The following is a 26,048-nucleotide window of genomic DNA, read 5'->3' as shown; positions in this document are numbered from 1 at the left end:
TTGAAGAATTTTGGTTTCTCTAAAAAATTCAAATTACTAAAACATCAAACACACTTTAGTTCTTTTTATTATAGAAAATATTTTTTTTGTAAAGAAATAAAAATTTTTTTCAAAATAAATTATTTAGCACATCCTAGATTAGGAATAAACATACCAAAAAAAAACGTTTCTTACTCTTTTCAAAGAAACAAAATAAAAAGAATTATTAGAGAAACATTCAGAAAGAATAAAGTTTTTCTTAAGAATATGGATTTTCTCATTTTTTACAATAAAAAAATAAAAAAAGTAAAAGATTGTTCTATACTGCAAAAAAAAATGGTGAAACTATGGAAAAATTTCTACTATATATGAATTATAAAATAAAAAATTTTTTTCTTCTTTTGTTGATTTTTTATCAAAAAGTTATTAATCCTATTATAGGAAAAAATTGTAGAAACATACCAAGCTGTTCAGAATATGCTATAAAAAAAATTTATAAATTTAATCTAGCAAAGTATACTTATTTAGTTTTCAAAAGAATTTTTAGATGCCATTCCATAAAACTATCATTATTTAATAAACATTCTAATTTTAAAGAGAAAAAATAGATGGATTCACAAAGAAACTTTCTTTTTATTTCTCTATTACTAATTTCTTTCATAATATTCAATATATGGAAAGAAGAAAATTCTCAGAAAAAACATCTGCAAAAATTTGAAGAAAAAAAAGAAGATTACAAAAATGAAATTGTTCAAAAAGATGGGAAAAAACAGTATATTTTTGTAAGTACAAATTTTTTATCAACTTCTATTAACTTATTTGATGGAAATATTGAGAATGCCACCCTTAATACGTATTTGGATTCAATTTACTCGAGAAAACCATTTTGTTTATTAGAAAAAAATTCAAATTATGCATACTATGTAAAAAGCGGTTTTTTAGATTCAAATGGTCCTTTAGATAGAGAAAACAACAGATTTTATTTAACTAAACAAGAGGATTTATTACAAGGTTCTAAGAAAATTAAAAAAATTGAATTGGTAAGAAAAAGTAAGTCAGGTGTTCTAGAAAAAAAAATATTCACATATTTAGAAGGAAAATTTTTAATCAATATTTCTCATGAAATTTTTAATTTCAGTGATAAAGATGTGACGGTACAATTATATAATGAAATTCATCAAACTACCTATCCAACTCAAAAAACCACAAATTCTAGTTTTTTTTTACAATCTTATAAAGGTTTTGCGTATTCTTCTGACGGGAATAGATATAGAAAGTATGATTTTAAAGAAGCAAAAAAACAAAATTTATATGTACAGACTTTTTCTGGATGGATTTCTGTAATACAAAAGTATTTTTTAACTGCTTGGATACCTAAATACCCAGAAGAAAAAATATTTTATACGAAAAATTTTGGTAAATTTTCCATTATAGGATCTAAAACGTATCCAATAGAAATAAAAAAAAATACTTTCAAAAAGTTTTCTACAAACTTATGGATAGGTCCAGAAGTACAAGAAGAGCTCTCCAAAGTAGCTCCGAATTTAGATTTAACTATAGATTATGGATGGCTTTGGTTTATTTGTAATCCGTTATTTAAATTACTCAAATTTATACATAGTTATATAAAAAATTGGGGATTTTCTATAATATTGATTACTCTGATAGTAAGAGGTCTTATGTATCCTTTAACAAAATCACAATATATATCGATGGCAAAAATAAAAATGCTACAACCAAAATTATTAGAAATAAAAGAAAAATTTCCTGATAATAGACAAAAACAGAGTGAACAAATAATGAATTTGTATAGAAAAGAAAAAGTTAATCCTTTAGGAGGATGTTTCCCAATATTAGTGCAAATGCCTATATTTTTATCTTTATACTATATGTTATCTGGATCAATAGAATTAAGGCATTCTAAATTTATTTTTTGGATTTTAGATCTTTCTTCAAAAGATCCGTACTATATTCTTCCAATTATCATGGGATGTACTATGTTTCTAGTTCAAAAAATTTCTTCTTCTTATAAAGAAGAAAAAAGTATAGATCCAATACAAAAAAATATTGCAAATATGATACCTATAGTGTTTACAGTTTTCTTTCTTTGGTTTCCTTCTGGTTTAGTTTTGTATTATATAGTAAGTAATTTGGTTACTATACTACAGCAAAAAGCTATATACAGAGTACTAAATAAGAATAAAAATAAATAAATAAAAATAACTATGTTTCATGATACTATTGCAGCAATTTCTACAGCTAATGGAATTAGTGGAATAGGAATAATTAGAATATCAGGAAAATTAACAAGAAAAATTTCAAAAAAAATTCTTAGAAAAGTTCCTGAAATAAGAAAAGCAGAAGTTTTACCTTTTTATATTAAAAATATTCCAATTGATACAGGAATCGCAATATTTTTTTCTTCTCCTCATTCCTATACAGGAGAAGATATTTTAGAATTGCAAGGTCATGGAAATCCAGTTATTTTGCAAGAAATACTAAATTATATTATATCTTTTAAAAACACAAGGATTGCAAATCCAGGAGAATTTTCTGAGAGATCTGTACTAAATGGAAAAATGAGTGTACCACAAGCAGAATTAGTATCTGAACTGATTTATGCAGAAAATTCGTATTTTGCATACTCTATATATTCATCGTTAAAAGGAAATTTTTTATTACATATAAATAGAATAGAAAAAAAAATTAAAGATATTAGGATCTTCATAGAATCTAGAATCGATTTTATAGAGGGAGAAATTGATGAACTATACTATCAAAAATTATTAGAAAAAATTAATAAGGTAGAATATATTTTAAAAAATTTTATAGAAAAAAACAAAAAAAATTTTTCTCTTTATAAAAATAAAAATATAGTAGTTTTCGGACCTCCAAACGTTGGAAAATCTACTTTATTTAATAAAATAGTAGAAAAAAAATCTTCCATTGTTACTAGTACTCCGGGTACTACAAGAGATATTATTTCAAATAGAATTTATATAAAAGGAATACCTATAACTATTTCTGATACAGCAGGAATAAGAAAATCTAAAAATCGAATTGAAAAATTAGGCATAAAAATAGCAATAAAAGCAGTCTTAAAATCTTTTCATGCAATTTTAGTATTAGATGCTAGAAAATATAAATTTGAAAATTGTATACCTAAAGAAATAATTAATCGTATAAAAAAAAAATCTATCACTATTGTAAGAAATAAATCTGATCTTTCTGGAGAAAAAGAACAAGAAAAAATTATTAGAGGATATAAAATAATTACAGTATCTGCAAAACTTGAAAAAGGACTAGATTTTCTTAAAAAAAGAATAGAAAAAATTGTTATAAAAAAGAAAAATAAAATATTTAAAAAAGAGTCTTTCTTTATAAGAGAAAGACATATTCATCTTTTAAAAGAATCCTATTTTCATATATTAGAATGCAAAAAAATTTTTTTAGAAAATAAAAATTGTTTAGATATTTTAGCAGAAGAAATTAGAATTTCTGAAAGAAAAATACTAGAAATACAAGGAAAAAAAAGAAAAGAAGAAATAATGAAAGAAATTTTTTCAAAATTTTGCGTAGGAAAATAATTAACAACTTATTCTACAGTAACCGATTTAGCTAAATTTCTTGGTTGATCTATATTGTTTCCTTTAAATAAAGCAGAATAGTAAGATAAAATTTGTACCATAATGGTCTGTAAGATAGGAGAAATAGTATCTTCTATTTTAGGAATAGTCAAAATATTAGAAATTTTCTTATGTTTAAAATGCAAAGATACGTCTTCATCGCAAAAAATATAGACAAGTCCGTTACGACAAATAATTTCTTCTACATTATTAATAACTTTTTTTGTAAAAGAATTTTTACTTATTAGCACTAAAACTGGCATACTTTGGTCTATTAAAGCTAAAGAACCATGTTTTAATTCTCCTGAAGTATACGCTTCTGCATGAATATAAGTTATCTCTTTAAATTTTAATGCACATTCCATAGCGATTGGGTATAGTTTACCTTTTCCTAAAACAATCAAATTTTTGTACAAATTTAATTTTTTAGAGATACTTTTTATTTTTTTTCTTATAGAAAATATTTTTTTAATTATTTCTGGAATTTTTTTAATAGATTGAAGAATTTTAGCAATTTTTTTTTCTTTTATTTTATTTTGAATTCTACCTATATAAAGACAGAAAATTAATAAACAGGTCATTTGAGAAGTAAAGGATTTAGTAGACGCTACACTGATTTCTAATCCAGAAGGAATAATGATAGAAAAATCAGAATTTCTAGAAGCAGAAGAGTATTCAGAATTACATACGCTTAAAGAAGCTAAATACTTAAACTTTTTTATTAAATTTAAACTTTCTAATATATCTGCTGTTTCTCCAGATTGTGAAACTGTAACAAATAAAGTATTATTTTTTACAACAAATTTTCTGTATCTAAATTCTGAAGCAATTTCTACTGAACAAGAAATTCTGCATATTTCTTCCACCCAATATTTAAATACTAAAGAAGCATGATAAGAACTTCCGCAAGCTACTACTTTTATACTTTCTACTTTGGAAAGTAAATCTTTTGCTTTTCTGCATTTCAAATTTTCTATAATAATTCCTTTTTTTACAAAAAATTTTTTTGTTATTTTTTCCAAAATTTTAGGTTGTTCTAGTATTTCTTGAATCATGTAGTGTCCTTTAGAAACTTGAGTAAAATTTCTAATTTTATTTTTAAATACTTTAAAATTTCTAAATATTTTTTTTCCACTTTTATCCCAAATATCTATTTTTTTTTCTGTTATTTTTGCTATGTCTCCTTCTTCTAAAACAATAATTTTTTTAGTAAATGGTAAAATTGCAAAAATATCAGAAGATAGAAAATTTTCCTCCTTACCTATTCCTACAATAAGAGGACTTTTAAATCGTACTAAAAATATTGCATTTGGATTATAAGAATCTATTATAGCTAAAGCATATGATCCAGTAATTTCTTGAAGAGTGTTCTTAATAGATTTTACAGAGGTTTGATTTTTTGAATTATTTTTTACAAACCAGTGAAGCAAATGAGCTATTGTTTCACTATCTGTATCACTTTGAAATTTGTATCCTAAATTTTTTACTTTTTTTTTCAAAAAATCATTATTTTCAATAATTCCATTATGAACCAATGCAATATGATCGGATATATGAGGATGCGCATTATTTAAATTTGGTATTCCATGAGTTGCCCATCTTGTATGAGCGATACCAATTTTTCCATGTATTTTATAATCTTTAATTTTTTTTACTAATTTTTCTACTGTTCCTACGGTTCGAAATCTTTTTATACGATTATTTTTATCGATATATGCTATTCCAGAAGAGTCGTATCCTCTATACTTAAGAAAAAATAGTCCTCTTAGTAATTTCTGTATTACATCATTTTTTGAAATTATTCCAAATATTCCACACATAAATTTAAAATTTATTTTTTTTTATAGAAAACTGTTTTACTCTACTAATTACGATATCTGTGTTTTTAACATCTTTGGTAACTACTGTGCCAGCACCTATAAAAGCACCTCTTCCTATTTTAATAGGAGCAATGATTTGACTACTTGATCCTATAAAAGCTTTGTCTTCTATAATTGTTTTTTGTTTTTTATATCCATTATAATTACAAGTAACAACTCCTGCTCCAATATTAACTTTTTTTCCTATTTTAGCATCCCCTAAATAGCTAAAATGCTTAACTTTGCTTCCTTTTCCTAAAAAAGTATTTTTCATTTCTACAAAATTACCTACTTTAGAATTTTCTTTAATAATATTTTTGTTTCTAATTCTCGCAAAAGGTCCAATATGACAATTTTTTTCTATATGAGAATTTTTTATAATACAATTGGAATAAATCTTAGTATTGTCTCCTATTTTTACATTTTTCAGAATACAATTTTCCTCTATTCTAACATTGTTTCCAAGTAGTATTTTTCCTTTTAGTATAACATTTATTCCAATATACACATCTAGACCATATTTTATACTTCCAAATATTGCAAATTTATCTGGATTAGCGATAAATAATCCATGAATAATCAATTTTTTAATCTTTTCTTTTTGTAAAATATTCTCTATTTCTATTAAATGCAATTTAGTATTTACCCCATATACTTCTCTTTCTTTTTTAGGGAAAATAGAAAGAATGCTTCTATTTTCTTTATTAGCAATAGATATAATTTTAGTTAAATAGTTCTCTTTTTTAGAAGAAAATCTAATTTTTCCTATCCATCTTTTTAAATTCTTTACGCTACATGAGAAAATTCCAGTATATATTTCTTTAATATTTTCTACTTTTTTGGATTTTATTTCATTTTCTTCAATAATTCTATAAATTTTTCTTTTTTTTCTAATAATTCTTCCATACCCTTTTGGATATTTCACTTTTGCTGTTAATAAGGAAATTGAGCATTTTTTTCTTAATTTAATTACTTTTTTTATAGTTTCATAAGAAACTAAAGGAACATCAGAATAGAGTACCAATATTTCTTCTGATTCTTTTAAAAAAGGAAGTGCTACTTTAATTGCATGAGCAGTTCCCAAAGATTGTTCTTGAACAATCCAAAAAATTTTTTTTTTAAAAAAGATTTTTTTTAATTTTTCAACTTTCTTACTATAGACTATAAATATTCTACTGTTTTCAATTTTTTCTGCTGTATTTAAAACTCTTTCTACAATCATTTTTCCGGAAATTTTATGAAATATTTTCGGAATTTTTGAAACCATTCTTTTACTTTCTCCAGCACATAAAATAACTATGTTTAATTTTTTCATTTTTATAATCAACATCCTTAAGTAATCTCATAAAAAAGAGAATTATCGAGATTTTATAAAATTATTTTTTTTCATCCAAATAATCAAAGTTGTAATAGTTGCTGGTGTTATACCAGAAATTCTAGAAGCTTGCCCTATAGAATTTGGTTTGTATTTTATAAACTTCTCTACAGCTTCTTTTGAGAGACCAGAAATTTTTAAAAAATCTATTTTTTTAGGAAAAAGAAATCTATCATACTGAAATATATTTCTAGTATAATTTCTATTTTTTTTAATATAACCTTCGTATTTTGACTCTATCTCAATTTGTTTATAAATTTCCTTATTTTTAATGGAAGGAGAAAAATTTTTAATTTTTGTTAATTTTTCGTAGTCTAATTCTTTTCTTTTTAGTAATTGTATTCCATTTACTTCTTTTTTTACTAAAAAAGAAAGCTTTTTTTCTATTTCTTTGATATTTTTTTTATTTGGACCTATCCAAATATTTTTTAGTCTATTTTTTTCTTTTTCAAAAATTTCTTTTTTTTTACAAAATTGTTTCCATCTATTCTCTTTAACAGTTCCTATTTTTTTTCCTATTTCTGTCAAACGAAAATCGGCGTTATCTTCTCTTAAATATAAACGAAATTCAGATCTAGAAGTAAACATTCTATAAGGCTCATTTGTTCCTAAAGTGCATAAATCATTTACTAAAACTCCAATATAGGAACTTTCTCTTGTTGGAATCCACATTTCTTGATTTAAAGATAATTTAGCTGCATTTATTCCAGACACTATTCCTTGTGCAGCAGCTTCTTCATATCCAGTGGTGCCGTTTATTTGTCCTGCAAAAAATAGATTTGATATTTTTTTGCTTTCCAAAGTGAGGTACAAGTCTTTAGGATCAAAAAAATCATATTCTACTGCATAACCAGGTTGACATATTATAGATTTTTCCAATCCATAAATAGATTTTACTATTTTTTTTTGTATTTCTATAGGCATACTATTAGAAATTCCATTTGGATATATTATTTCGCTATTTATTCCTTCTGGTTCTAAAAAAATTTGATGTGATTCTCTTTCTGAAAATTTAACAATTTTATCTTCTAGAGATGGACAGTATCTTGGACCAATTCCTTGAATTATTCCAGAATACATAGAACTTTTTTTTAAATTTTCTCGAATGATTTTGTGCGTATATAAATTTGTTTTTGTTATAAAACAGGAAACTTGAGGTAAAAATTTTTTTTTATTTTTTAAAAAAGAAAATTTCGGTATGGGAAAGTCTCCATCTTGTTTTTCCAAACAATTGAAATTAATACTTTTTGCAAGTATTCTAGGAGGAGTACCCGTTTTTAATCTTTTTATACTAAATATATTTCTTTTCTTTAAGTTATTTGCAAGAACACGAGATGAAAAATCATTTTTTCTCCCCCCGTAAAACTTTTTAGTTCCAATATAAATTGCTCCATTCAGAAATGTTCCTGTAGTAAGAATTACGCAATCAGAAAAAATTTTTTCCCCTTTTTTGGTTTCAACCCCATATGCTTGGTTTTTTTTTATTATAATATCTACTACTTCTGATTCTAAAATCCTAATATTTTTTTGCTTTTTTAAAAAATTTATAATAAATTTTTTATAAAATTTCCTATCTGACTGAACTCTTGTAGAATGAACTGCATATCCTTTACTCAAATTTAATTTTTTAAATTGAATTCCTGAGTAATCTGCAGCTAGTCCCATTATTCCTCCTAATGCATCTATTTCTTTTACTAATTGTCCTTTACCGATTCCTCCAATAGATGGATTGCAAGACATTTCTCCTATAGTTTTAATACTATTAGTTATTAAGAGTACATTACATCCTATATTTGAAGCTGAAATAGCTGCTTCTGTACCAGCATGACCTCCTCCTATAACAATAATTTGAAAATCTTTATGCATCATACAATAATACAAAATTCTGTAGAAGAATTTAAAATTATTTAATAATATAGTACATAAGATTTTTCTTTTCAAGAAACCTATTTAGTTCCTACATAAAGGATATTTTTATGCAAAAATTTTTTAGAAATAAGCTATATATAGTCTCTATTCTACTAATAAATACTTTTTTTTTCTATAGATGTCAAAGTTCAGATTTTATAGAAAATAAACACTATTTTAGTGTAAAAAAACCAATTTTAGTTAAAGAAAAAATAATAGAATTTTTTTCCTTTTATTGTGAACACTGTTACCAATTTAATAAAGAATACAAAGTTTCTTCTGAATTGGAAAAAAAACTACCAGATACTATAAAAATTAAAAAGTACCATATTATTTTTAATAACCAGTATAAAGAGAAAGAGCTAACAAAAGCTTGGATTATAGCTAATGAATTGAATATAGAAAAAAAAATATTTGACAAACTTTTTTTTTTAGAATTTTCTAATAAAAAAAACTTTTCTAAAAAAATAAAAAAAATTTTTTTGCAAGTAGGAATTAAAGGAAAAACTTTTGAAGCAATTCGAAATAGTAAAAAAATAAAAAAAAAATTAGAAAATCAAGAAAAAATTTTTGAAGTTTTACAAATTAGAACTATACCTTCAATTTTAGTATTGGGTAAGTACATTATTAATATGGAAGAAATAGAATTTAGTACAAAAAATAAATACATTTATCAACTATCTAATTTAATAAAATTTCTTTTATCCAAAAATTAATTTATGAAACAAAAAAAATTAGTTTTAATTGATGGATTTTCTTATCTTTATAGAGCTTATTATGCGTTTCCAAATTTAAAAGACAAAGAAGGACAATTCATAGGAGCACAGTATGGAATGACAAAAATGATGAAAAAAATTTTTAGTCAAGATTATGTAAAGTATGCTTCTATTATTTTTGATGCAAGAGGAAAAAATTTTCGTCATAATTTATTCAAACAGTACAAAAGAAATAGAAATCCTATGCCAGAAAATTTAAAAACGCAAATTTATCCTATTTTAAATACTATAAAAAATTTTGGAATACCAATAATTATAAAAAAAGGAGTAGAAGCAGATGATGTTATTGGAACAATAGCAAAAAAAGCAGAAAAGGAAAAATGGAAAATACTTATATGTACTAATGATAAAGATTTTATTCAATTAATATCTAAGAATATTTTCATTACAAATCGTAATTTAGACGAAATATTAGGAATTGAGGAAGTATTACAAAAATTTGGCATACATCCAAATTTATTTGTAGATTATATTGCTTTGGTTGGAGACAGAGCAGATAATATTCCTGGAGTTCCAGGAATAGGAAAGGTTACTGCTGTTAAATTACTTTCAAGAATAGGAAATTTAAAAAAAATTTATTATAAAATAAAAAATTTAGAAAAAAATAAAATAGTAGATCTTAAAAAAATATTTTTAATACTTAAAGAATACAAAAAAACTGCTTTCTTATCCTATAAATTAGCTAAAATTAGAACCAATTTAGATTTAAAAGTAAATTTAAAAAACTTTTTTTTAAATAAAAAAGAAATTTTAAAAAATATTAAAAGTGCAGAAAAAATTTTAAATCTTAAAAATTTTTTCTGAAAAAATTTTTTCTATCAAACTAATGCAAAATTTTCTATTTCTTTTCATTTTTAAATTTTCTGCAACTATTATACTTTCTATTTTTTGTACTGTTTTATCTAAATCATCGTTAACAATAAAATAGTCGTACAATAAATAGTTTTTTATCTCTTTAGAAATGGTGTTTGTTCTAAATATAATTGTTTTTTTTTTATCTCGGTCTCTTTTTTTTAGTCTAAAAATCAATTCTTTTTTAGAAGGAGGTAGTATAAATATACTTTTCATTTTCCAATTGCTTTTTCTAATTTGTTTTTCTCCTTTCCAATCTATATCTAAAATAACATTTTTGTAAATTCTACAAATATTTTGTATTTTTTTTTTTTCAGTTCCGTAATAATTTCCAAAAACTTTTGCATATTCTAAAAATCTTTTTTTTTCTATCATATTTTGAAACTTTTTTAAAGAAACAAAGTAGTAATTTTTTTTATTTTTTTCTCCTTTTCTCATACTTCTTGTAGTATAAGAAATAGATTGCCCTATACTAATAAGGTTTTTTCTTTTCAATAGTTTCTTGATTAAAGTTGATTTTCCTGTACCGCTAGGAGCAGAAATAATGTATAGCATGCTAATTTCTTATTCCAGAATGGCCGAATCCTTGTGTATTTCTTGAGCTTTTTACTTTAAAATTTTTAACTAGTTCAAATTCTACGCGTATCGTTGGAAAAAAAACAATTTGTGCTATTCTATCTTTTGGGAGAATTAGAAAATCTACCATACTTCTATTCCATAGAGAAACAAAAATTTCTCCTTGATAGTCAGAATCTATTAGTCCAACAGAATTTCCTAATATAATTCCTCTATGGTGTCCTATTCCAGATCTAGGTAGAATCATTCCAGAAATATTTCGATCTTTAATATTAATCGCAATTCCTGTAGGAATTAATAAACTAGAATTTGCTTTTAAATTTATTTTTCTTTTAATACAAGCATATAAATCTAAACCAGATGATCCGTAAGTAGCATATTTTGGTATATATTCTTCGGAAAAAGATTTATTAACTATTCGAATTTCTATTTTTTTTTTCATAGTTTTTTATAATTTCTTTAATTAGTTTTTTCGCTAATACACTCTTTTTTTGATAAGGAAAATTTTTTTTTTTATTTTTCCAAATTAAAGAAAGAGCATTTTTATTGCAACTAAAATTTTTACTAAAGTTGGTAACATTATTTGCACAAATTAAATCTAGTTTTTTTTCTTTTATTTTTTTTATTGCATTTTTTTCTATATTGCAAGTTTCTGCAGCAAATCCAACTACATAAGGTCTATTTTTTTTTAGGTGTCCAATAGATTTAATAATATCTGGATTTTTAATAAAATTTATCTTTATTTTGTTTGAATTTTTTTTTATCTTTTCTTTAGAAAATTTCTGTATTCTATAATCAGATACTGCTGCACATCCTATAAAAATATTTTGTCTATCTATTCTTTTCATTACCTCTTTTTGCATTTCAAGGGCACTAATAACATTAATTCTTTTGACTCTTTTAGGAGTAGGTAAATTTACAGGTCCAGAAATTAAAATAACATTTTTACTTATACAAGAAGCAGCTTCAGCTAAAAAAAATCCCATTTTTCCAGAACTAAAATTACTAATAAATCTTACTGGATCTATCATTTCTCTGGTAGGTCCAGCTGTGATCATAAAATTTAAATTTTTGTAATTATTTTTTTTATGGAAATATTTTATTACTAAATTAACAATTTTTTGAGTATTCATCATTCTTCCTATTCCAAAACAACCACAAGCTTGTCTACCAATTTCTGGATAAAAAATTTTCATTCCAAATCTTTCTAATCTTTTTATGTTATATTGAACAGATTTTGATACGTACATATTTCGATTCATAGATGGAACTATAATAATTTTAGATAAAGTTGCTAAACAAACTAAAGTTAATAAATCATCTGCAATACCACAAGATAGTTTTGCAATTATATTAGCAGTTGCAGGAGCTAAAATAACTAGATCTGCCCAATTAGCTAATTTAATATGACTAATGCTATTCCCTTTAACAAAATTTTCTAAAATAGGAAGTCCAGAAACTACTCTAAGTGTACATTTTGTAACAAATAAATTAGCGGATTTTGTAAGTATAACTCTAACAGAAGCACCTTCTTCTTTTAATTTTTTTATAATTTCTATTGTTTTATAAGCAGCAACTCCTCCAGTTATACCTAATATAATGTTTTTTTTGAATAGAATCTTCATCTTGTAATAAATCTATAATATTTTTCTTAAAGATATTTTAGTTGATAAAAAAAAAATATTGTAATATAATTACAAAAAAATTCTACTATTTAAAATGTCTAAAATTTGTATAATTACTAAAAAAAAACCCTTATTTGGTAATAGAAGATCTCATGCTATGAACGCTACAAAAAGAAAATTTTTTCCTAACTTACAGGTTCGCAAATTTTGGTCTTCTGAAAAAAATAGATTTTTTAAAATTAAAGTATCTACGAAAGGTATTCGTATAATTGATAAAAAAGGATTTGATCTTTTTGTGAAAAAAATAAAGAAAAAAAAATAAAAAATGGCTAAAAAAAAAAGAAAAAAAGTAAAATTAATGTCTGAAGAGAACACTCATTTTTATACAACTACTAAAAACATTAAATCTAAAAAATTAGTTTTAAAAAAGTTCAACCCGATACTACGAAAAAGGATCTTATACTTTGAAAAAAAGATAAATTAGTAATTTAAAAACTTTTTTTCAATCTCTTTTATAATTTTTTTTGAAACGTACTTTTTTATATCTCCTTTATAAAAAGCTATTTCTTTAAGCATACTTGAAGAAATAAAATTTTTACAATAATTAGTTATAAAGATAGTTTCTATTTTTGAATTTATAGAATAATTTGTTCTAAGCATTTTCATTTCATACGCAAAATCTGATGAATCTCTTATTCCTCTAATTAAAAAGTTAGATTTTTCTTTTAAAGCAAAATTTACTACTAATTCATTGAAAGACTTAATACTTATATTTTTTATTCCTGTAGTAGATAATTTTGCAAATTTTATTCTTTGTGAGATACTAAAAGTAAGATTTTTATTTGAATATTTAGATATAGCTAAAATTACAGTATCAAAAATTTTTAAAGATTTTTTTAATAAATATAAATGTCCATTAGTAAAAGGATCAAAAGTTCCTGGATAAATACCTATTTTATTCATAATTTTTTTTTGCATTCGAAATACCTAGATATTATTTGAAAAATTTTTTTAGAGGCTCCTTTATTGTTTTTTGCTATAAATTTAGCTTTTTCTCCTATTTTTTTTCTTAATGTATCGTTTTGTAAAAGTTTTTTAATAGATTTTACTATAGAATTTAAATCTTTGACTATTATAATAGTTTTTTTTGAATGCATATTTTCATAAATTTCTCGAAAATTTTTATAAAAAGGACCTACTAGTATTGGAATTGAATTTATTGCAGCTTCAATTGGATTATGACCACCAAACTTATCTTTCATACTTCCTCCTATAAATGCAACATTTGAAATAGCATAGAATAACATTAATTCTCCTATAGTATTGCCTAAAATTACATCAACTTCTTTATTGATATTCCGAATATTATTTCTAGTAATATAATTTAATTTATACGAAGAAATAATTTTTTCTACCTCTAAAAATCTTTCAGGATTTCTTGGAAAGATAATAAGTAAGAGATTAGGAAAAAATAGTTTTATTTTTTGGTATGCTTGTAGACAAAATTTTTCTTCTCCTCTATGAGTACTAGATGCAATCCATATTTTTCTTTGATTTCTAAAAATTTTTTTTAAATTTGCAATTTTTTTTTTTAATTTTTTTTCTATTTGTGTATCAAATTTTATATTTCCAAATTCTAAAATTTTATTTTTCTCTACACCTAAATTAAAAAATTTATTTGCATCATACTTGCTTTGTACTGCAAAAAAAGTAATTTTCTCTAGTATTTCTTTAGCAAAAATTTTAAATATTTTATATCTTTTAAAAGATTTATCTGAAATTCCAGCGTTTACTATAATTATAGGAATTTTTCTAATTTTTGCTTGCATAATCAAATTTGGCCAAATTTCTTTTTCTACTAGAATTATTAAACTTGGTTTTACTAAACTAAGAAATTTTTTTATTAAATGCAGTACATCATACGGAAAATAAAGAAAAGAAACTCTATTTTTTGGAAATAGCATATCAAATTGCTTTTTTCCAGAATCTGTAACACTACTTATTGTAATTGAAAGTTTTGGATACTTATTAATTAAATATTTTACTATTAAATATATTGATCTTATTTCTCCTACAGAAGCTGCATGAAATAAAATTCCATTTTTTACTATTTTCTTTTTTTTTGGAAAAAAAATTTCTTGGATCTTTTTTCGATCATAGTATTTACATTTTTTTTTTAGAAAAAAATATAAAAATACTATTGGTTGTACTAAATAAATAAAAAAATTGTATACAAAAAGTACAAAAAATATAAGAATTCTTTTCATATTTTTCTTTGACTAATACTTAAAATATAAAATTTTTTCAAAATTTTTCCAAACATATTCTGCACAGAAATTATTCATATCTCTATTTTTTGCTACTAAATATTTTTGATTTTTTTTTACACAAGTATTAACTGTATTAGGATCTGTCGGTCCATATAGCATAATATTATTACAATCTATAGCTGATGCTAAATGACCTAAACCAGTATCAACTGATACTACTCCCTTAGAAGAAGCCATTTTCTGACAAATTTCTTGAATTGATTTTCTATATAAAATTTTTACTAAAAGATTATTTTTTAAACATCTTTTTGCAAAATAGTAATCTTTTTTTTCATAACAAGGTAAATTAACAATAAATTTTTTTTTATTTGCTAATTTTATCAAAGATATCCAAAAATCTTCTGAACATTTTTTATTTATTCTACTAGTTGCATATAGAAAAAATAACTCCATTTTTTCTTTCCTTTTAATTTGTAAATTGTATTCAATTTTTTTTCTTGATTTGTATCCTATACCATAGGAAAATAAATCTTTTATTTTTTTAATTATATGTTTTTCTGAAGTATAGTATTTTTTATCATAAAAAAAGCTAGCCATTTTTTCTTTAATTATGTTATTGTCAAAACCAATGATTTTTCTACCATAAGCAAATTTTGCTATTATTGCGCTTTTTAATAAACCTTGTGCATCTATTACTAAATCATACTTAGTATTTTTTAAATTTCGAATAGAGTGAAAAGATTTTATCATTTCTCTAAAATTACAAAAAACCCTTTTCCAATTTCTCAAAGAAATTGGAATAATATTATCTATGTAAGAATTCATTTTAACAAGAGAAATAAATTCTTTCTCTACTATCCAATCAAAAGAAATATCTATTCTATTTTTAGCATCTGATATAGCTGGAAAAGTATGCAGTATATCTCCCATAGAAGAAGTCTTTACTATTAAAACTTTCATAAAATAACAAGATAAAATTATAAAATAAGAATAAAAATATTATATAAAAATTTTTGTAATTCTTTCATTATTTATATAGTATTTTATAAATAAATATTTAAAAATAGAATTTATGTAATTATTTATAGGAATATTTTTCAATTTTGTTTAAAATTAAACTCTTTATTAAGATATTTAAATTTCTATAAAAACTTGAAAAATCTTAGTTTTTAAATTTAATGTCTCATATACGAAACGGTAACAAATATGCAAAAAATTATACAATTTTCTATCGATCATATTTTTTTACTTATAGTTTGGTTAATAACTTTTTCTATTTTAATATTTACTGTATTGCAAAAATTTTTTTCTAAAGCAAAAGAAATTTCTAAAAATGAAGCAATTTATTTAATAAACAGAAAAAAAGCAGTTGTTCTGGATCTGAGAAATGCTTCTGAATATAAATCCGGTCATATTATTAATAGTATAAATATAGAAGCAAAAAATATAAAAATAGAAAATATTAACTTTTTAAAAAAATTTAAAAATTATCCAATTATTGTAGTAGGAATAACAGAAATTTATGCGTATTATCCTGCAAAAAAGCTTTTTAAATTAGGATTTGATAAAATATATATTTTAAAAGAAGGAATATCTGGATGGATAAGAGAAAATTTGCCAATCGTAAAAAAATGATTTTAAAAAACTGTATACTAAATAAAATAAATTTTTTATAAAGATGCTAAAAGAGAAAAAAATTAGTATTATTGGAACTGGAGCATACGGAACAGCTTTAGCATTATTTCTTTCAAAAAACGGATACGAAGTTATTTTATGGAGTAAAAATGCTAAATACTTAAGAGAATTAAAAAAAGAAAGAAAAAATAAGTTTTTTTTTCCTAATATTCGATTTCCTAAGAATCTAAAAATAGGAATTTCTCTTGCTATGGTTGCTTCCTTTAGTAAAAATATTCTTATTGTTGTTCCAAGTCAAAAATTTAAAAGAATTTTACAAGAAATAAAACCTTTCTTAAAAAAAAATTCTAGAATTGTTTGGGCTACGAAAGGTCTGGAAAAAAATACTGGAAGACTTTTACAAGAAGTAGCTGAGGAAATTCTGGGAAAGAATATTCCTTTAGCATTTATTTCCGGACCAACTTTTGCTCATGAAGTGGCTGTAGGATTACCAACTTCTATAGTGGTTTCTTCTAAAAATAAAAAATTTAGAGAAGATTTAAAAGAAATATTATGTTCTGAAAAATATTTTTTAGTGTACAAAACCTCTGATTTTATCGGTGTACAAATATGCGGTGTAGTAAAAAATATAATTGCAATAGGATCAGGAATTTCTGATGGAATTGGATTAGGATCAAATGCTAAAGCTTTTTTAATTACTCAAGGATTTTCCGAAATGGTTGCTTTAGGAACTGCTATGGGTGCGATAAAAAAAACTTTTTTTGGAGTTGCTGGGATAGGAGATTTAGTTTTAACTTGTACTACAGATCATTCAAGAAATAGATCTTTTGGAATATTAATTGGAAAAGGAAATTCAATAAAAAAATCAAAAAGAATATTAGGAAAAACAGTAGAAGGATACAACAATATTAAAGAAGTGCTAATACTATCAAAAAGATACAATATCAATATGCCTATCGTAAAACAGATATACAAAATTTTATATCGTAAAAAAAATGCTAAAAATTCTTTATTATCTTTAATGTATAATCTAAAAATTAGAAATAATTAAATTAAAACGAATAAAAACAAAATTAAATTATATGAAAATAACAACAGTTGGTGTTTTAACTAGCGGTGGTGATTCTCCAGGTATGAATGCAGCTATTAGAGGAGTTGTGCGATCTGGAATATCTTATGGATTACAAATGTACGGAATATACGATGGATATTTAGGATTATTTCAAAATAGAATGATCAGATTAGATAGATACAGTGTATCTGATATGATTAATAAAGGAGGAACATTTTTAGGTTCTGCTAGATTTCCCGAATTTTCAAAAGAAAAAATTCGATCCGTTGCTATAAAAAATATGAGAAAAAAAAATATAAATGCTTTAGTCGTAATAGGAGGAGATGGATCGTATATTGGAGCTAAAAAATTAACTGAAATGAATTTTCCTTGTATAGGAATTCCTGGCACTATTGATAATGATGTTTCTGGAACAGATTACACAATTGGATATTTTACAGCTTTGAATACAATTGTGGAAGCTATCGACAAACTAAGAGATACTTCAACATCTCATCAAAGAATTTCAATAGTAGAAGTTATGGGAAGAAATTGTGGAGATTTAACTATGTCTGCAGCTATAGCGGGAGGATGTGAGTTCATAGTTATACCAGAAAAAAAATTTAGTCCTAAAGATTTAGTTGAAAAAGTACAAGTTGGACTTTCTAGTGGTAAAAGACATGCAATAATAGCTATTACAGAACATATATGTGATACCAATAGTTTAGCGAAATACATAGAAAGAAAAACAGGGAAAGAAACTAGAGCTACAGTACTAGGTCATATACAAAGAGGAGGAGCTCCTGTGGCTTATGATAGAATTTTGGCTTCAAGAATGGGATGTTATTCTATAGAACTTTTACTAAAGGGATATAAAGGTCATTGTGTAGGAATTAAAAAAAATAAGTTAGTTCATAATGATATATCTAAAGCAATTAAAAAAATGAAAAAAAGTTTTAAGTTTGGAATTTTTGAAACCGCTAAAAGACTGCTATAGTTATCATTATAGCATAGAAATTTTAGAAAATTCTTTTGGATCTAAAGATGCTTTTCCTAAAAGCACTCCATTTATTTCAGTTTTATCGTAATACTCAATTACTTTTTCATAGTTTACTGAACCCCCGTACAAAATATTTATTTCTTTTGCAACTTTTTTATCGAATTTAGAAATATATTCTTTTATGAATTTAACTGTTTTTTGTATTTCTTTATAAGAAGCTGATTTTCCTGAACCTATTGCCCAAATTGGTTCATAAGCAATAATGGAATTTTTGAAGCAAAAAACTCCAAATTTTTTTAAAATACAGTCTATTTGTTTTTTGTAAATTTTTTCTGCAATTCCTTTTTTTCTTTCTTTATAATTTTCTCCTATGCAAAGTACAGGAATTAATCCTGCTTTTTTAGCAGCAAAAAATTTTTCTGATATAAAAGAATTTCTTTCTTTGTGCAGTATTCTTCTTTCTGAATGTCCTATTAATACGTATTTTACATTCATATCTACTAGCATTTCTGGAGATGTTTCTCCAGTAAAAGAACCAGAATTATTTTTATCTACGTTTTGAGCACAAATGAAAAATTTCTTATTTCTTATTAACTTTTTTACTAAATCTATGTATATTGTTGGAGGAGAAAAAATTATAGTATTTTTTTCTAATAGAATATTTTTTTTTATTTTTTTAATTAGAATAGTAATTTTTTCTGTATTTCCATTTAATTTCCAATTACCTATTATTATTTTTTTCATAAATTTTAGAAAATTAGAGTTATTTTACCAATACCTTTCTGTTGTGATATTACCAGGATTTTTAAAAAAATTTTTTTTCATTCTAAAAGAATTTTTTAATAATTTTTCTGTTTCTTTGACCATATTTGGGTTACCACAAAGCATTACATGAGTATTTTTATAATGAATCTTAGAATTTGTAATTTTCTGTAGAACTTCTTTTTTTATTAAATCTGGTATTCTTCCTCGTAAACAATTCTGAACTTTTTCTCTACTTACAATAGGTTGAAAGAAAAGTTTTTCCCCGTATCTTTTTTTAAATTTTTCTATTTTTTCTAAATAACTAAAATCTTTAAAAAATCTTACAGCATGAACTAAAAATATATTATCAAATTTTTCTAAACCTATTTCTGTTTCTAAAATCGATAAATAAGGTCCTATTGCAGTTCCTGTAGAAATCATCCATAAATTTTTAAATTTTGGAATTCTCTCTAAAGTAAAAGATCCAGAAGCTTTTTTAGAAATCATCAAACTATCGTATTTTTTTAAAGAATACAATTTTTGACTTAGTTTACCATTTTTAGCAGTCACTAAATAGAACTCTAAGTTTTTATTTTTTGGAGAGTTTACATAAGAATAAGCTCTTTGCACTTTTTTTCCTTCTAATTCTAAAGAGATTTTTGCAAATTGTCCTGCTATAAAAGGATCAATTGGTGCATGAACGATGATACTAAATAAAGAATCTGTCCAATGTTTAACATCTACTACAGTTCCTTTAACCCATTCCATGTTTATCCTCTTTTTCTAAATTTTATAAAATAAATCTACTTAGGTCTTCATTAAATACTAAATCATCTAAATGATGTTTTACATACTTAGAATCTATAAGCACCGTTTTTCCATTCCATTCACTTGCATCGTACGAAACATTTTCCATTAGTCTTTCTAGCACAGTATGCAGTCTTCTAGCTCCTATATTTTCTGTACTTTCATTTACTTGCCAAGCAGCTTCTGCTATTTTTTTGATTCCATCTTTAGTAAACTGCAATTTTACTCCTTCTGTAGACATTAAAGCTATGTACTGATCTGTTAAACAAGCACTAGGTTCTGTCAAAATTCTTTCAAAATCTTCTGTAGTAAGTGCTTTTAGTTCAACTCTTATAGGAAGTCTTCCTTGCAGTTCTGGTATTAAATCTGAAGGACTAGATATTTGGAATGCTCCAGAAGCAATAAATAAAATATGATCAGTTTTTACCATACCATGCTTAGTCGAGATAGTACATCCTTCAACTAAAGGAAGAAGATCTCTTTGTACTCCTTCTCTTGATACATCTATTCCTGTTGTTTCTCCTCTACGACAAATTTTATCAATTTCATCTATAAAAACAATTCCATTTTGTTCTACAGCTTCAATTGCTTTTTCTTTTAGTTCTTCTGGATTCACTAATTTTGCTGCTTCTTCTTCTATTAAAAGTTTCATAGCTTCCTTAATTTTGACCTTTCTAGTTTTTTGTTTTTGTCCAGCTAAATTTTTAAACATCGATTGAAGTTGGTTTGTCATTTCCTCCATTCCAGGAGGAGCCATGATCTCTATACCCATTGGAGCAGCAGAAAGATTAATTTCTATTTCTTTTTCATTTAATTCTCCAGAATACAATTTTTCTTTAAATTTTTTTCTTGCTATATTTAGAGAATTTTTTTCTTCTTCAGAATTCCAGTTTTCTTTTGTAAAAGGAACTAAAACATCTAATATCCTTTCTTCAGCTAATTTTTTTGCTCTATATCTATTCTCTTTCATAGATTGTAAACGCATCATTTTTACGGAAGTATCGGTTAAATCTCTAATTATAGAATCAACTTCTTTTCCAACATATCCAACTTCTGTAAACTTAGTTGCTTCTACTTTAATAAAAGGAGCATTCGCTAATTTTGCTAGTCTTTTTGCAATTTCTGTTTTACCAACTCCTGTTGGACCAATCATTAAAATATTTTTTGGAGTAACTTCATGACGAAGTTCTTCATCTAACTGCATTCTTCTCCAACGATTTCTTAAAGCAATTGCTACAGCTCTTTTTGCATGATACTGACCTATTATATACGCATCAAGTTCATTTACAATTTCACGAGGAGTCATATTTGACATTTTATTTTCCTATACTTTACATTGTAGTTCTTCAATAGTACAAAAATGGTTTGTATAAATACAAATATCTCCAGCAATAAGAAGAGATTTTTCAGTAATTTCTCTAGCACTTAGATTCGTATTTTTTAAAAGTGCGATTGCTGCAGATTGTGCATATGCGCCACCAGAACCAATTGCAATTAAATCATTTTCGGGTTGTATGACATCTCCACTTCCGCTTATTATTAGAGATGCATTTTTATCCGCAACAGCTAAAAATGCTTCTAATCTTCTTAAGATTCTATTGTTTCTCCAATCCTTTGCTAGTTCAACAGCAGATTTTACTAAATGTCCTTGATGAATCTCTAATTTTTTTTCGAAAAGTTCAAATAGAGTAAAAGCATCTGCTGTACCTCCAGCAAATCCAGCAATTACTTTTTCGTGATATAAGCGAAGAACTTTTTTAACATTTTTTTTTATTATAGTATTACCTAAAGTAGCTTGTCCATCTCCTCCTATTACAACTTTTCCGTTTCTTCTAACACTTAAAATTGTCGTCACTTTGATATCCTAAAATTTTTAAGATAGATAATTAACATTTTACAAAATTAAAATAGAGATTATAGAGAATATTATTCAAACTTAAGATTCATAAGTAGTTCTAAGATATTAAATTTATATAATAGAAATGATTTCAAAGTTCCTATTTTTTTAAAATATGATATCATATTTAAAAAAATAAAAAAATCTATTGAAAAAGAATTTTTCTCTTCATTTAATTTAAACAAATTTTAAAATTTTTAAAATAATAATTTAAACTTTAGAATATGAAAAAAAATATTCATCCTAAAATTTTTTCTGTTCAAGCAATTTGTTCTTCTTGTAATAATGTTATTAGTATAGTAACTACTATAAAAAAAAATTTTTCTATAGAAATATGTAATAAATGTCATCCTTTTTATACAGGAAAACAAAGATCAATAGGAAAAGGTAGTAGAATTAGTAGATTTAAAAAACAATTTCGCAACACTATTAAAATTTAAAATAGAAAACTTGTAAATATGATTTTTATAATAGATTCTGGAATTGGAGGTCTATCAATATACAAAAAAGTCAGAAAAATCATTCCAAATGAATCTTATATATATTTTTTGGATAATCAAGGTTTTCCTTATGGAGAAAAAAAAGAAAAATTTTTACTAAAAAGAATAAAAAAAATATCTCAAAAAATAAATACTTTATACAAAATTAGACTAGTAATATTAGCATGCAATACAATTAGCACATTAGCATATTTTAAAATACAGAATTATTTTTTTTGTCCTACTGTAAGAACAACTCCTGACTTTCAAAAAGCATTTAAACTTTCTAAAAATAGAATAATAGGACTTTTGTCAACAAAAGTGACTAATTCTTCTAGATACGTAAAAAATAAAATTAGAAAATATTCTGGTATATTTAAATTTTTAGTTCTAGACGCAAATAATATGACTGTACTGTCAGAAAAGAAATTCATAGGAAAAAAAGTATGTAAAAAATCTATTTTTAATATTCTAAAACCAATTTTAGGAAAAAAAAATCTAGATACAATTATTTTAGGATGCACGCATTTTTATATTTTAAAAAAAGAAATTTTAAGTTTTTTTTCAAAAAAAATATATCTAGTAGACTCTGTGGAGTCTACTATAAAAAAAATACCTTCTTATTTTATTGGTAGTAAAAATAGTCAGAAAAGAACAATTAATAATTATCTTTTGTATTCTAAAAGCATTAATAATTTTAAAATTTTTAAAAAAAATTTAGAACAGTACAATTTTTTTCGAATTAAAAAAATAGAAATTTAAACGATAAAAATTATTTGACTGTCTAAGCAATAAATATTAGAATTTCTCAAATTTAATTAGTCCCCTTCGTCTAGAGGACTAGGACATCGCCCTTTCACGGCGGCAACAGGGGTTCAAATCCCCTAGGGGACGTTTCATCTGTTCTTAATTCTCATATTTTCTATATTATGATCAGATTTTTTTTTAAGGATTAAACTGGCATTTTCTTTGTTAGGAAGTATATTGATTCGTAAGTTTTTTCTGTTAGTTTGATTCCAAATTGAAGAAGCAATTTGTCTTATTTCTCTTTTAGAAAGAAAAGAATACTTATGAAAATAAGATGCAGCATTGTAAAAGGAGTTTTTGCAAATTTTTATAAATCTATTGATATACCAGTTTTTTAAAAATTTTTCTGGAGCATCTATATAAATTGAAAAATCTATCAAGTCTGATAAAGAAATTTTATTTATTCTATTGTTTAACCTATATTTATAGAGTATATTAATTCCTTCTAAAATTAGTACATTAGGTTTTTGTATTATAATTTTTTTATTTGGAACAATATCATACTGCATTTTAGAATAGAATGGTGTATCTATATAAGGAAATCCAGATTTAAGTTTTAGTATGCAATTGACTAGTTCTTTTATTTTATACGTCTCAGGAAATCCTTTCTTCTTCATTAATTTTTTTTTTTTTAGGAATTCATTCGAGTATAAAAAATTATCAGTAGTAATTATTTCTACTCTATAATTTTTAATTTTTCTTTTTAGAAGTATTTTTAAAATTTTTGCTGTAGTACTTTTTCCTACAGCAATGCTTCCGCAAATTCCTATAATATATGGAGAAAATTTATAAATTCCTTTAAAAATTTTATTAAAATATTTTTTCTGCAAATAGTTAAAATTAATATAAAAATTTAGTAAATTTGATAAAGGCAAATAGATATTAATAACTTCTTGAATCGACAATTGATTATTAATATTTTTTAAAAATAAAATTTCTTTTTTAGAAAGTTTTTTTTTATGTACGTTTTGTAATTCAAAAAATTTTTTTTTATTAGAAACATTTTGAAAATAAGAAAAAAATTGTAAAAGTTTATCTTGCATTATGCTCCATGTATTTTTAATTTTTTAAAATAATTTTTAAATACAAATAACTTTTAAAAATATAAAATAATTTTTTAATTAAAATTATCTTGTATTGCGATTTTTTTTTGTTATATTTATTATAAACAAAATAGTAAGTCGGTATAGCTTAACAGGTAGAGCAACTGATTTGTAATCAGTAGGTTAGAGGTTCAATTCCTCTTACCGACATTCAGTTTTACTTCTTCAGTACAAGTGTTTTATAATACAAAATTTATGCGGGCATAGTATATCGGTTTATTATATTAGCCTTCCAAGCTAATGAGATGGGTTCGATTCCCATTGCCCGCTAAAGCTGATATAGCTCAGATGGTAGAGTTCATCCTTGGTAAGGATGAGGTCGGCAGTTCGAATCTGCCTATCAGCAAAATTTTAATTTATTCTTCAAAATAAAAATTTAAATTTGTGTTACTATAAATAATAACACCTTCTTGTTAAAGGATAATTAATGTCTAAAGAAAAATTTCAAAGAAATAAGCCTCATGTTAATGTTGGAACAATAGGTCATGTAGATCATGGAAAAACAACATTGACATCAGCCATAACTCATGTACTAGCTAAAAATTTTGGTGGAGATGCTAGAGAATTCGAACAAATTGACAATGCTCCAGAAGAAAAAGCAAGAGGAATTACTATAAATACTTCTCATGTAGAATACAATACTTCTGTTCGACATTATGCTCACGTTGATTGTCCAGGTCATGCAGACTATGTAAAAAATATGATTACTGGGGCTGCTCAAATGGATGGAGCAATTTTAGTAGTAGCAGCAACTGATGGACCTATGCCGCAAACTAGAGAACATATTTTATTGGCCAGACAGGTTGGTGTTCCTTACATTGTAGTTTTTATTAATAAATGCGATATGGTAGAAGACAAAGAACTACTTGAATTAGTAGAAATGGAAGTAAGAGAATTATTGTCTCAGTACGATTTTCCAGGAGAACAAACGCCTATCATTAGAGGTTCTGCATTAAAAGCTTTAGAAGGAGAAGAAATTTGGACAAAAAAAATTTTAGAACTAGCAGAATCCTTGGATAAATACATCCCTATTCCAGAAAGATCAATAGAAAAGCCTTTTCTTATGCCTATAGAAGATGTATTTTCTATTTCAGGAAGAGGAACTGTGGTAACTGGAAGAATTGAAAAGGGAATAATAAAAGTAGGTGATGAAATTGAAATAGTAGGAATCAAAAATACTATTAAAACTACTTGCACAGGAGTTGAGATGTTTAGAAAACTCCTAGATGAGGGTAGAGCTGGAGACAATGTAGGAATTTTACTAAGAGGAATAAAAAGAGAAGATGTAGAAAGAGGTCAAATTTTATCAAAACCAGGAGCAATTAATCCACATAAAAGATTTGAAGCAGAAGTGTACGTATTAAGTAAAGAAGAAGGAGGACGCCATACTCCGTTCTTTAAAGGATACAAACCTCAATTTTATTTTAGAACTACAGATGTAACTGGAACTATAGAACTTCCAGAAGGAACAGAAATGGTTATGCCTGGTGATAACATAAAAATGAAAGTAAATCTTATTTCTCCAATTGCAATGGATAGCGGATTAAGATTTGCAATTAGAGAAGGAGGAAAAACAGTTGGTGCAGGAATTGTCACAGATGTTTTGGAATAAAATTCTAAATTATGAGCATTTCTTGCTCATAATTTTTTTTTAAAAGTTATTATATTTTTCAATTCTT

General features: G+C 24.5%; 29 protein-coding genes and 4 tRNA genes. 18 read left to right on the top strand and 15 right to left on the bottom strand.

All coding sequences use genetic code 11. The annotated features are described in order from the left end of the window. From rnpA to mnmE, 4 genes are read left to right on the top strand one after another with little or no spacing between them, the layout of a single operon-like run. Window positions 1-351, top strand: coding sequence for a ribonuclease P protein component (gene rnpA, locus AOQ89_RS01825; RefSeq protein WP_195909764.1), 351 nt, complete (start codon window positions 1-3; stop codon window positions 349-351). Then, window positions 348-587 carry a membrane protein insertion efficiency factor YidD gene (gene yidD, locus AOQ89_RS01820; protein ID WP_243469330.1) on the top strand — a complete coding sequence of 80 codons (240 nt, stop codon included), beginning with the start codon at window positions 348-350 and terminating at the stop codon, window positions 585-587. The genes rnpA and yidD overlap by 4 nt, the downstream gene beginning before the upstream one ends. Then, window positions 588-2,192, top strand: coding sequence for a membrane protein insertase YidC (yidC, locus tag AOQ89_RS01815; protein ID WP_080872869.1), 1,605 nt, complete (start codon window positions 588-590; stop codon window positions 2,190-2,192). It begins immediately after the preceding gene. Between the two features lie 12 nt (window positions 2,193-2,204). Beyond that, window positions 2,205-3,566 carry a tRNA uridine-5-carboxymethylaminomethyl(34) synthesis GTPase MnmE gene (gene mnmE / locus AOQ89_RS01810; protein WP_080872867.1) on the top strand — a complete coding sequence of 454 codons (1,362 nt, stop codon included), beginning with the start codon at window positions 2,205-2,207 and terminating at the stop codon, window positions 3,564-3,566. Window positions 3,567-3,574: 8 nt separating this feature from the next. Here mnmE and glmS read toward each other — a convergent pair whose 3' ends face one another. Genes glmS through mnmG form a run of 3 tightly spaced genes read right to left on the bottom strand, consistent with a single transcriptional unit; the run spans window position 3,575 to window position 8,708 of the window. Beyond that, window positions 3,575-5,425, bottom strand: a complete 1,851-nt coding sequence (gene glmS, locus AOQ89_RS01805; protein ID WP_080872865.1) for a glutamine--fructose-6-phosphate transaminase (isomerizing) — start codon at window positions 5,423-5,425, stop codon at window positions 3,575-3,577. Window positions 5,426-5,429: 4 nt separating this feature from the next. Beyond that, window positions 5,430-6,779, bottom strand: coding sequence for a bifunctional UDP-N-acetylglucosamine diphosphorylase/glucosamine-1-phosphate N-acetyltransferase GlmU (gene glmU / locus AOQ89_RS01800; protein WP_080872863.1), 1,350 nt, complete (start codon window positions 6,777-6,779; stop codon window positions 5,430-5,432). 42 nt (window positions 6,780-6,821) lie between these two features. Continuing rightward, the gene (gene mnmG, locus AOQ89_RS01795; RefSeq protein ID WP_143715379.1) at window positions 6,822-8,708 is read right to left on the bottom strand and encodes a tRNA uridine-5-carboxymethylaminomethyl(34) synthesis enzyme MnmG; all 1,887 of its coding nucleotides are present in this window, start codon (window positions 8,706-8,708) and stop codon (window positions 6,822-6,824) included. A gap of 107 nt (window positions 8,709-8,815) precedes the next feature. Between mnmG and AOQ89_RS01790 the strand changes: the two genes are divergently transcribed. Further along, window positions 8,816-9,463: a DsbA family protein gene (locus AOQ89_RS01790; RefSeq protein ID WP_080872861.1), complete on the top strand. Its 648-nt coding sequence runs from the start codon at window positions 8,816-8,818 to the stop codon at window positions 9,461-9,463. Window positions 9,464-9,466: 3 nt separating this feature from the next. Next, window positions 9,467-10,327, top strand: a complete 861-nt coding sequence (locus AOQ89_RS01785; protein ID WP_080872860.1) for a 5'-3' exonuclease — start codon at window positions 9,467-9,469, stop codon at window positions 10,325-10,327. Here the strand turns inward: AOQ89_RS01785 and gmk are convergent. Genes gmk through coaBC form a run of 3 tightly spaced genes read right to left on the bottom strand, consistent with a single transcriptional unit; the run spans window position 10,304 to window position 12,576 of the window. Continuing rightward, a complete protein-coding gene (gmk, locus tag AOQ89_RS01780) occupies window positions 10,304-10,930 on the bottom strand; it encodes a guanylate kinase (protein WP_080872858.1) in 627 nt (208 codons plus the stop codon). The genes AOQ89_RS01785 and gmk overlap by 24 nt on opposite strands. A gap of 1 nt (window position 10,931) precedes the next feature. Beyond that, the gene (dut, locus tag AOQ89_RS01775; protein WP_080872855.1) at window positions 10,932-11,393 is read right to left on the bottom strand and encodes a dUTP diphosphatase; all 462 of its coding nucleotides are present in this window, start codon (window positions 11,391-11,393) and stop codon (window positions 10,932-10,934) included. Next, the gene (coaBC, locus tag AOQ89_RS01770; protein ID WP_080872852.1) at window positions 11,362-12,576 is read right to left on the bottom strand and encodes a bifunctional phosphopantothenoylcysteine decarboxylase/phosphopantothenate--cysteine ligase CoaBC; all 1,215 of its coding nucleotides are present in this window, start codon (window positions 12,574-12,576) and stop codon (window positions 11,362-11,364) included. The genes dut and coaBC overlap by 32 nt, the downstream gene beginning before the upstream one ends. Before the next feature lie 94 nt (window positions 12,577-12,670). Between coaBC and rpmB the strand changes: the two genes are divergently transcribed. Together rpmB and rpmG are read left to right on the top strand one after the other, a co-directional pair. Then, complete coding sequence (rpmB, locus tag AOQ89_RS01765; RefSeq protein WP_080872849.1) at window positions 12,671-12,898, top strand: 50S ribosomal protein L28; 228 nt, start codon at window positions 12,671-12,673, stop codon at window positions 12,896-12,898. 3 nt (window positions 12,899-12,901) lie between these two features. Continuing rightward, window positions 12,902-13,060 carry a 50S ribosomal protein L33 gene (gene rpmG / locus AOQ89_RS01760; protein ID WP_080872847.1) on the top strand — a complete coding sequence of 53 codons (159 nt, stop codon included), beginning with the start codon at window positions 12,902-12,904 and terminating at the stop codon, window positions 13,058-13,060. Here the strand turns inward: rpmG and coaD are convergent. From coaD to waaC, 3 genes are read right to left on the bottom strand one after another with little or no spacing between them, the layout of a single operon-like run. Further along, window positions 13,057-13,554, bottom strand: coding sequence for a pantetheine-phosphate adenylyltransferase (gene coaD / locus AOQ89_RS01755; RefSeq protein WP_080872844.1), 498 nt, complete (start codon window positions 13,552-13,554; stop codon window positions 13,057-13,059). The two genes, rpmG and coaD, sit on opposite strands and share 4 nt — an antisense overlap. Beyond that, window positions 13,536-14,843, bottom strand: coding sequence for a 3-deoxy-D-manno-octulosonic acid transferase (locus tag AOQ89_RS01750; RefSeq protein WP_080872841.1), 1,308 nt, complete (start codon window positions 14,841-14,843; stop codon window positions 13,536-13,538). Before AOQ89_RS01750 ends, coaD begins: the two co-directional genes overlap by 19 nt. A gap of 12 nt (window positions 14,844-14,855) precedes the next feature. After that, a complete protein-coding gene (gene waaC, locus AOQ89_RS01745; RefSeq protein ID WP_080872839.1) occupies window positions 14,856-15,806 on the bottom strand; it encodes a lipopolysaccharide heptosyltransferase I in 951 nt (316 codons plus the stop codon). Window positions 15,807-16,052: 246 nt separating this feature from the next. On the opposite strand from waaC, the gene AOQ89_RS01740 reads away from it, so the two are divergent. Genes AOQ89_RS01740 through pfkA form a run of 3 tightly spaced genes read left to right on the top strand, consistent with a single transcriptional unit; the run spans window position 16,053 to window position 18,529 of the window. Beyond that, window positions 16,053-16,481, top strand: coding sequence for a rhodanese-like domain-containing protein (locus AOQ89_RS01740; protein ID WP_080872837.1), 429 nt, complete (start codon window positions 16,053-16,055; stop codon window positions 16,479-16,481). Window positions 16,482-16,524: 43 nt separating this feature from the next. Continuing rightward, on the top strand, window positions 16,525-17,532 hold the full coding sequence (locus tag AOQ89_RS01735; protein WP_080872835.1) for an NAD(P)H-dependent glycerol-3-phosphate dehydrogenase: 1,008 nt from the start codon (window positions 16,525-16,527) through the stop codon (window positions 17,530-17,532). Window positions 17,533-17,563: 31 nt separating this feature from the next. After that, the gene (pfkA, locus tag AOQ89_RS01730; protein ID WP_080872833.1) at window positions 17,564-18,529 is read left to right on the top strand and encodes a 6-phosphofructokinase; all 966 of its coding nucleotides are present in this window, start codon (window positions 17,564-17,566) and stop codon (window positions 18,527-18,529) included. Between the two features lie 6 nt (window positions 18,530-18,535). Here the strand turns inward: pfkA and tpiA are convergent, their stop codons facing one another. The 5 genes from tpiA to AOQ89_RS03025 all read right to left on the bottom strand — a co-directional run bounded on the left by tpiA (window position 18,536) and on the right by AOQ89_RS03025 (window position 22,165). After that, window positions 18,536-19,276 carry a triose-phosphate isomerase gene (gene tpiA, locus AOQ89_RS01725; RefSeq protein ID WP_080872831.1) on the bottom strand — a complete coding sequence of 247 codons (741 nt, stop codon included), beginning with the start codon at window positions 19,274-19,276 and terminating at the stop codon, window positions 18,536-18,538. A gap of 24 nt (window positions 19,277-19,300) precedes the next feature. Beyond that, window positions 19,301-20,044 carry an FAD-binding oxidoreductase gene (locus tag AOQ89_RS01720; RefSeq protein WP_080872827.1) on the bottom strand — a complete coding sequence of 248 codons (744 nt, stop codon included), beginning with the start codon at window positions 20,042-20,044 and terminating at the stop codon, window positions 19,301-19,303. 22 nt (window positions 20,045-20,066) lie between these two features. Beyond that, window positions 20,067-21,398 (bottom strand): ATP-dependent protease ATPase subunit HslU, encoded by a 1,332-nt coding sequence (hslU, locus tag AOQ89_RS01715; protein ID WP_080872822.1) that lies wholly within the window; start codon window positions 21,396-21,398, stop codon window positions 20,067-20,069. Window positions 21,399-21,407: 9 nt separating this feature from the next. Next, window positions 21,408-21,938, bottom strand: coding sequence for an ATP-dependent protease subunit HslV (gene hslV / locus AOQ89_RS01710; protein WP_080872818.1), 531 nt, complete (start codon window positions 21,936-21,938; stop codon window positions 21,408-21,410). 71 nt (window positions 21,939-22,009) lie between these two features. Further along, complete coding sequence (locus AOQ89_RS03025; RefSeq protein WP_195909763.1) at window positions 22,010-22,165, bottom strand: hypothetical protein; 156 nt, start codon at window positions 22,163-22,165, stop codon at window positions 22,010-22,012. Window positions 22,166-22,204: 39 nt separating this feature from the next. Between AOQ89_RS03025 and rpmE the strand changes: the two genes are divergently transcribed. From rpmE to AOQ89_RS01695, 3 genes are all read left to right on the top strand, one after another. Further along, window positions 22,205-22,420, top strand: coding sequence for a 50S ribosomal protein L31 (rpmE, locus tag AOQ89_RS01705; protein WP_080872814.1), 216 nt, complete (start codon window positions 22,205-22,207; stop codon window positions 22,418-22,420). A gap of 18 nt (window positions 22,421-22,438) precedes the next feature. Next, window positions 22,439-23,221 carry a glutamate racemase gene (murI, locus tag AOQ89_RS01700; RefSeq protein WP_080872809.1) on the top strand — a complete coding sequence of 261 codons (783 nt, stop codon included), beginning with the start codon at window positions 22,439-22,441 and terminating at the stop codon, window positions 23,219-23,221. A 59-nt stretch (window positions 23,222-23,280) separates the two neighbouring features. Beyond that, window positions 23,281-23,353 (top strand) — tRNA-Glu (locus AOQ89_RS01695). 2 nt (window positions 23,354-23,355) lie between these two features. On the opposite strand, the gene coaA is transcribed toward AOQ89_RS01695, so the two are convergent. Further along, on the bottom strand, window positions 23,356-24,309 hold the full coding sequence (coaA, locus tag AOQ89_RS01690; protein ID WP_080872804.1) for a type I pantothenate kinase: 954 nt from the start codon (window positions 24,307-24,309) through the stop codon (window positions 23,356-23,358). 137 nt (window positions 24,310-24,446) lie between these two features. Here coaA and AOQ89_RS01685 point away from each other — a divergent pair. From AOQ89_RS01685 to tuf, 4 genes are all read left to right on the top strand, one after another. After that, window positions 24,447-24,519, top strand: a tRNA-Thr gene (locus AOQ89_RS01685). Between the two features lie 47 nt (window positions 24,520-24,566). Next, a tRNA-Gly gene (locus tag AOQ89_RS01680) sits at window positions 24,567-24,639 on the top strand. 3 nt (window positions 24,640-24,642) lie between these two features. After that, window positions 24,643-24,715, top strand: a tRNA-Thr gene (locus AOQ89_RS01675). A gap of 81 nt (window positions 24,716-24,796) precedes the next feature. Then, a complete protein-coding gene (gene tuf / locus AOQ89_RS01670) occupies window positions 24,797-25,981 on the top strand; it encodes an elongation factor Tu (protein ID WP_080872802.1) in 1,185 nt (394 codons plus the stop codon). Window positions 25,982-26,048 lie beyond the last annotated feature (67 nt).

The sequence above is a fragment of the bacterium endosymbiont of Pedicinus badii genome (genome assembly GCF_002075085.1).
Taxonomy (GTDB): domain Bacteria; phylum Pseudomonadota; class Gammaproteobacteria; order Enterobacterales; family Enterobacteriaceae; genus PRUG.
The sequence above is the reverse complement of the archived record's forward strand: the minus strand, read 5'-3'. Positions and strand labels throughout refer to the sequence as shown.

Coding starts and splice junctions, on each gene's coding strand:
- yidD (WP_243469330.1), top strand. CDS start 348: ATGAATTATAAAATAAAAAATTTTTTTCTTCTTTTGTTGATTTTTTAT.
- yidC (WP_080872869.1), top strand. CDS start 588: ATGGATTCACAAAGAAACTTTCTTTTTATTTCTCTATTACTAATTTCT.
- mnmE (WP_080872867.1), top strand. CDS start 2,205: ATGTTTCATGATACTATTGCAGCAATTTCTACAGCTAATGGAATTAGT.
- glmS (WP_080872865.1), bottom strand. CDS start 5,425: ATGTGTGGAATATTTGGAATAATTTCAAAAAATGATGTAATACAGAAA.
- glmU (WP_080872863.1), bottom strand. CDS start 6,779: ATGAAAAAATTAAACATAGTTATTTTATGTGCTGGAGAAAGTAAAAGA.
- mnmG (WP_143715379.1), bottom strand. CDS start 8,708: ATGATGCATAAAGATTTTCAAATTATTGTTATAGGAGGAGGTCATGCT.
- AOQ89_RS01790 (WP_080872861.1), top strand. CDS start 8,816: ATGCAAAAATTTTTTAGAAATAAGCTATATATAGTCTCTATTCTACTA.
- AOQ89_RS01785 (WP_080872860.1), top strand. CDS start 9,467: ATGAAACAAAAAAAATTAGTTTTAATTGATGGATTTTCTTATCTTTAT.
- gmk (WP_080872858.1), bottom strand. CDS start 10,930: ATGCTATACATTATTTCTGCTCCTAGCGGTACAGGAAAATCAACTTTA.
- dut (WP_080872855.1), bottom strand. CDS start 11,393: ATGAAAAAAAAAATAGAAATTCGAATAGTTAATAAATCTTTTTCCGAA.
- coaBC (WP_080872852.1), bottom strand. CDS start 12,576: ATGAAGATTCTATTCAAAAAAAACATTATATTAGGTATAACTGGAGGA.
- rpmB (WP_080872849.1), top strand. CDS start 12,671: ATGTCTAAAATTTGTATAATTACTAAAAAAAAACCCTTATTTGGTAAT.
- rpmG (WP_080872847.1), top strand. CDS start 12,902: ATGGCTAAAAAAAAAAGAAAAAAAGTAAAATTAATGTCTGAAGAGAAC.
- coaD (WP_080872844.1), bottom strand. CDS start 13,554: ATGCAAAAAAAAATTATGAATAAAATAGGTATTTATCCAGGAACTTTT.
- AOQ89_RS01750 (WP_080872841.1), bottom strand. CDS start 14,843: ATGAAAAGAATTCTTATATTTTTTGTACTTTTTGTATACAATTTTTTT.
- waaC (WP_080872839.1), bottom strand. CDS start 15,806: ATGAAAGTTTTAATAGTAAAGACTTCTTCTATGGGAGATATACTGCAT.
- AOQ89_RS01740 (WP_080872837.1), top strand. CDS start 16,053: ATGCAAAAAATTATACAATTTTCTATCGATCATATTTTTTTACTTATA.
- AOQ89_RS01735 (WP_080872835.1), top strand. CDS start 16,525: ATGCTAAAAGAGAAAAAAATTAGTATTATTGGAACTGGAGCATACGGA.
- pfkA (WP_080872833.1), top strand. CDS start 17,564: ATGAAAATAACAACAGTTGGTGTTTTAACTAGCGGTGGTGATTCTCCA.
- tpiA (WP_080872831.1), bottom strand. CDS start 19,276: ATGAAAAAAATAATAATAGGTAATTGGAAATTAAATGGAAATACAGAA.
- AOQ89_RS01720 (WP_080872827.1), bottom strand. CDS start 20,044: ATGGAATGGGTTAAAGGAACTGTAGTAGATGTTAAACATTGGACAGAT.
- hslU (WP_080872822.1), bottom strand. CDS start 21,398: ATGTCAAATATGACTCCTCGTGAAATTGTAAATGAACTTGATGCGTAT.
- rpmE (WP_080872814.1), top strand. CDS start 22,205: ATGAAAAAAAATATTCATCCTAAAATTTTTTCTGTTCAAGCAATTTGT.
- murI (WP_080872809.1), top strand. CDS start 22,439: ATGATTTTTATAATAGATTCTGGAATTGGAGGTCTATCAATATACAAA.
- coaA (WP_080872804.1), bottom strand. CDS start 24,309: ATGCAAGATAAACTTTTACAATTTTTTTCTTATTTTCAAAATGTTTCT.
- tuf (WP_080872802.1), top strand. CDS start 24,797: ATGTCTAAAGAAAAATTTCAAAGAAATAAGCCTCATGTTAATGTTGGA.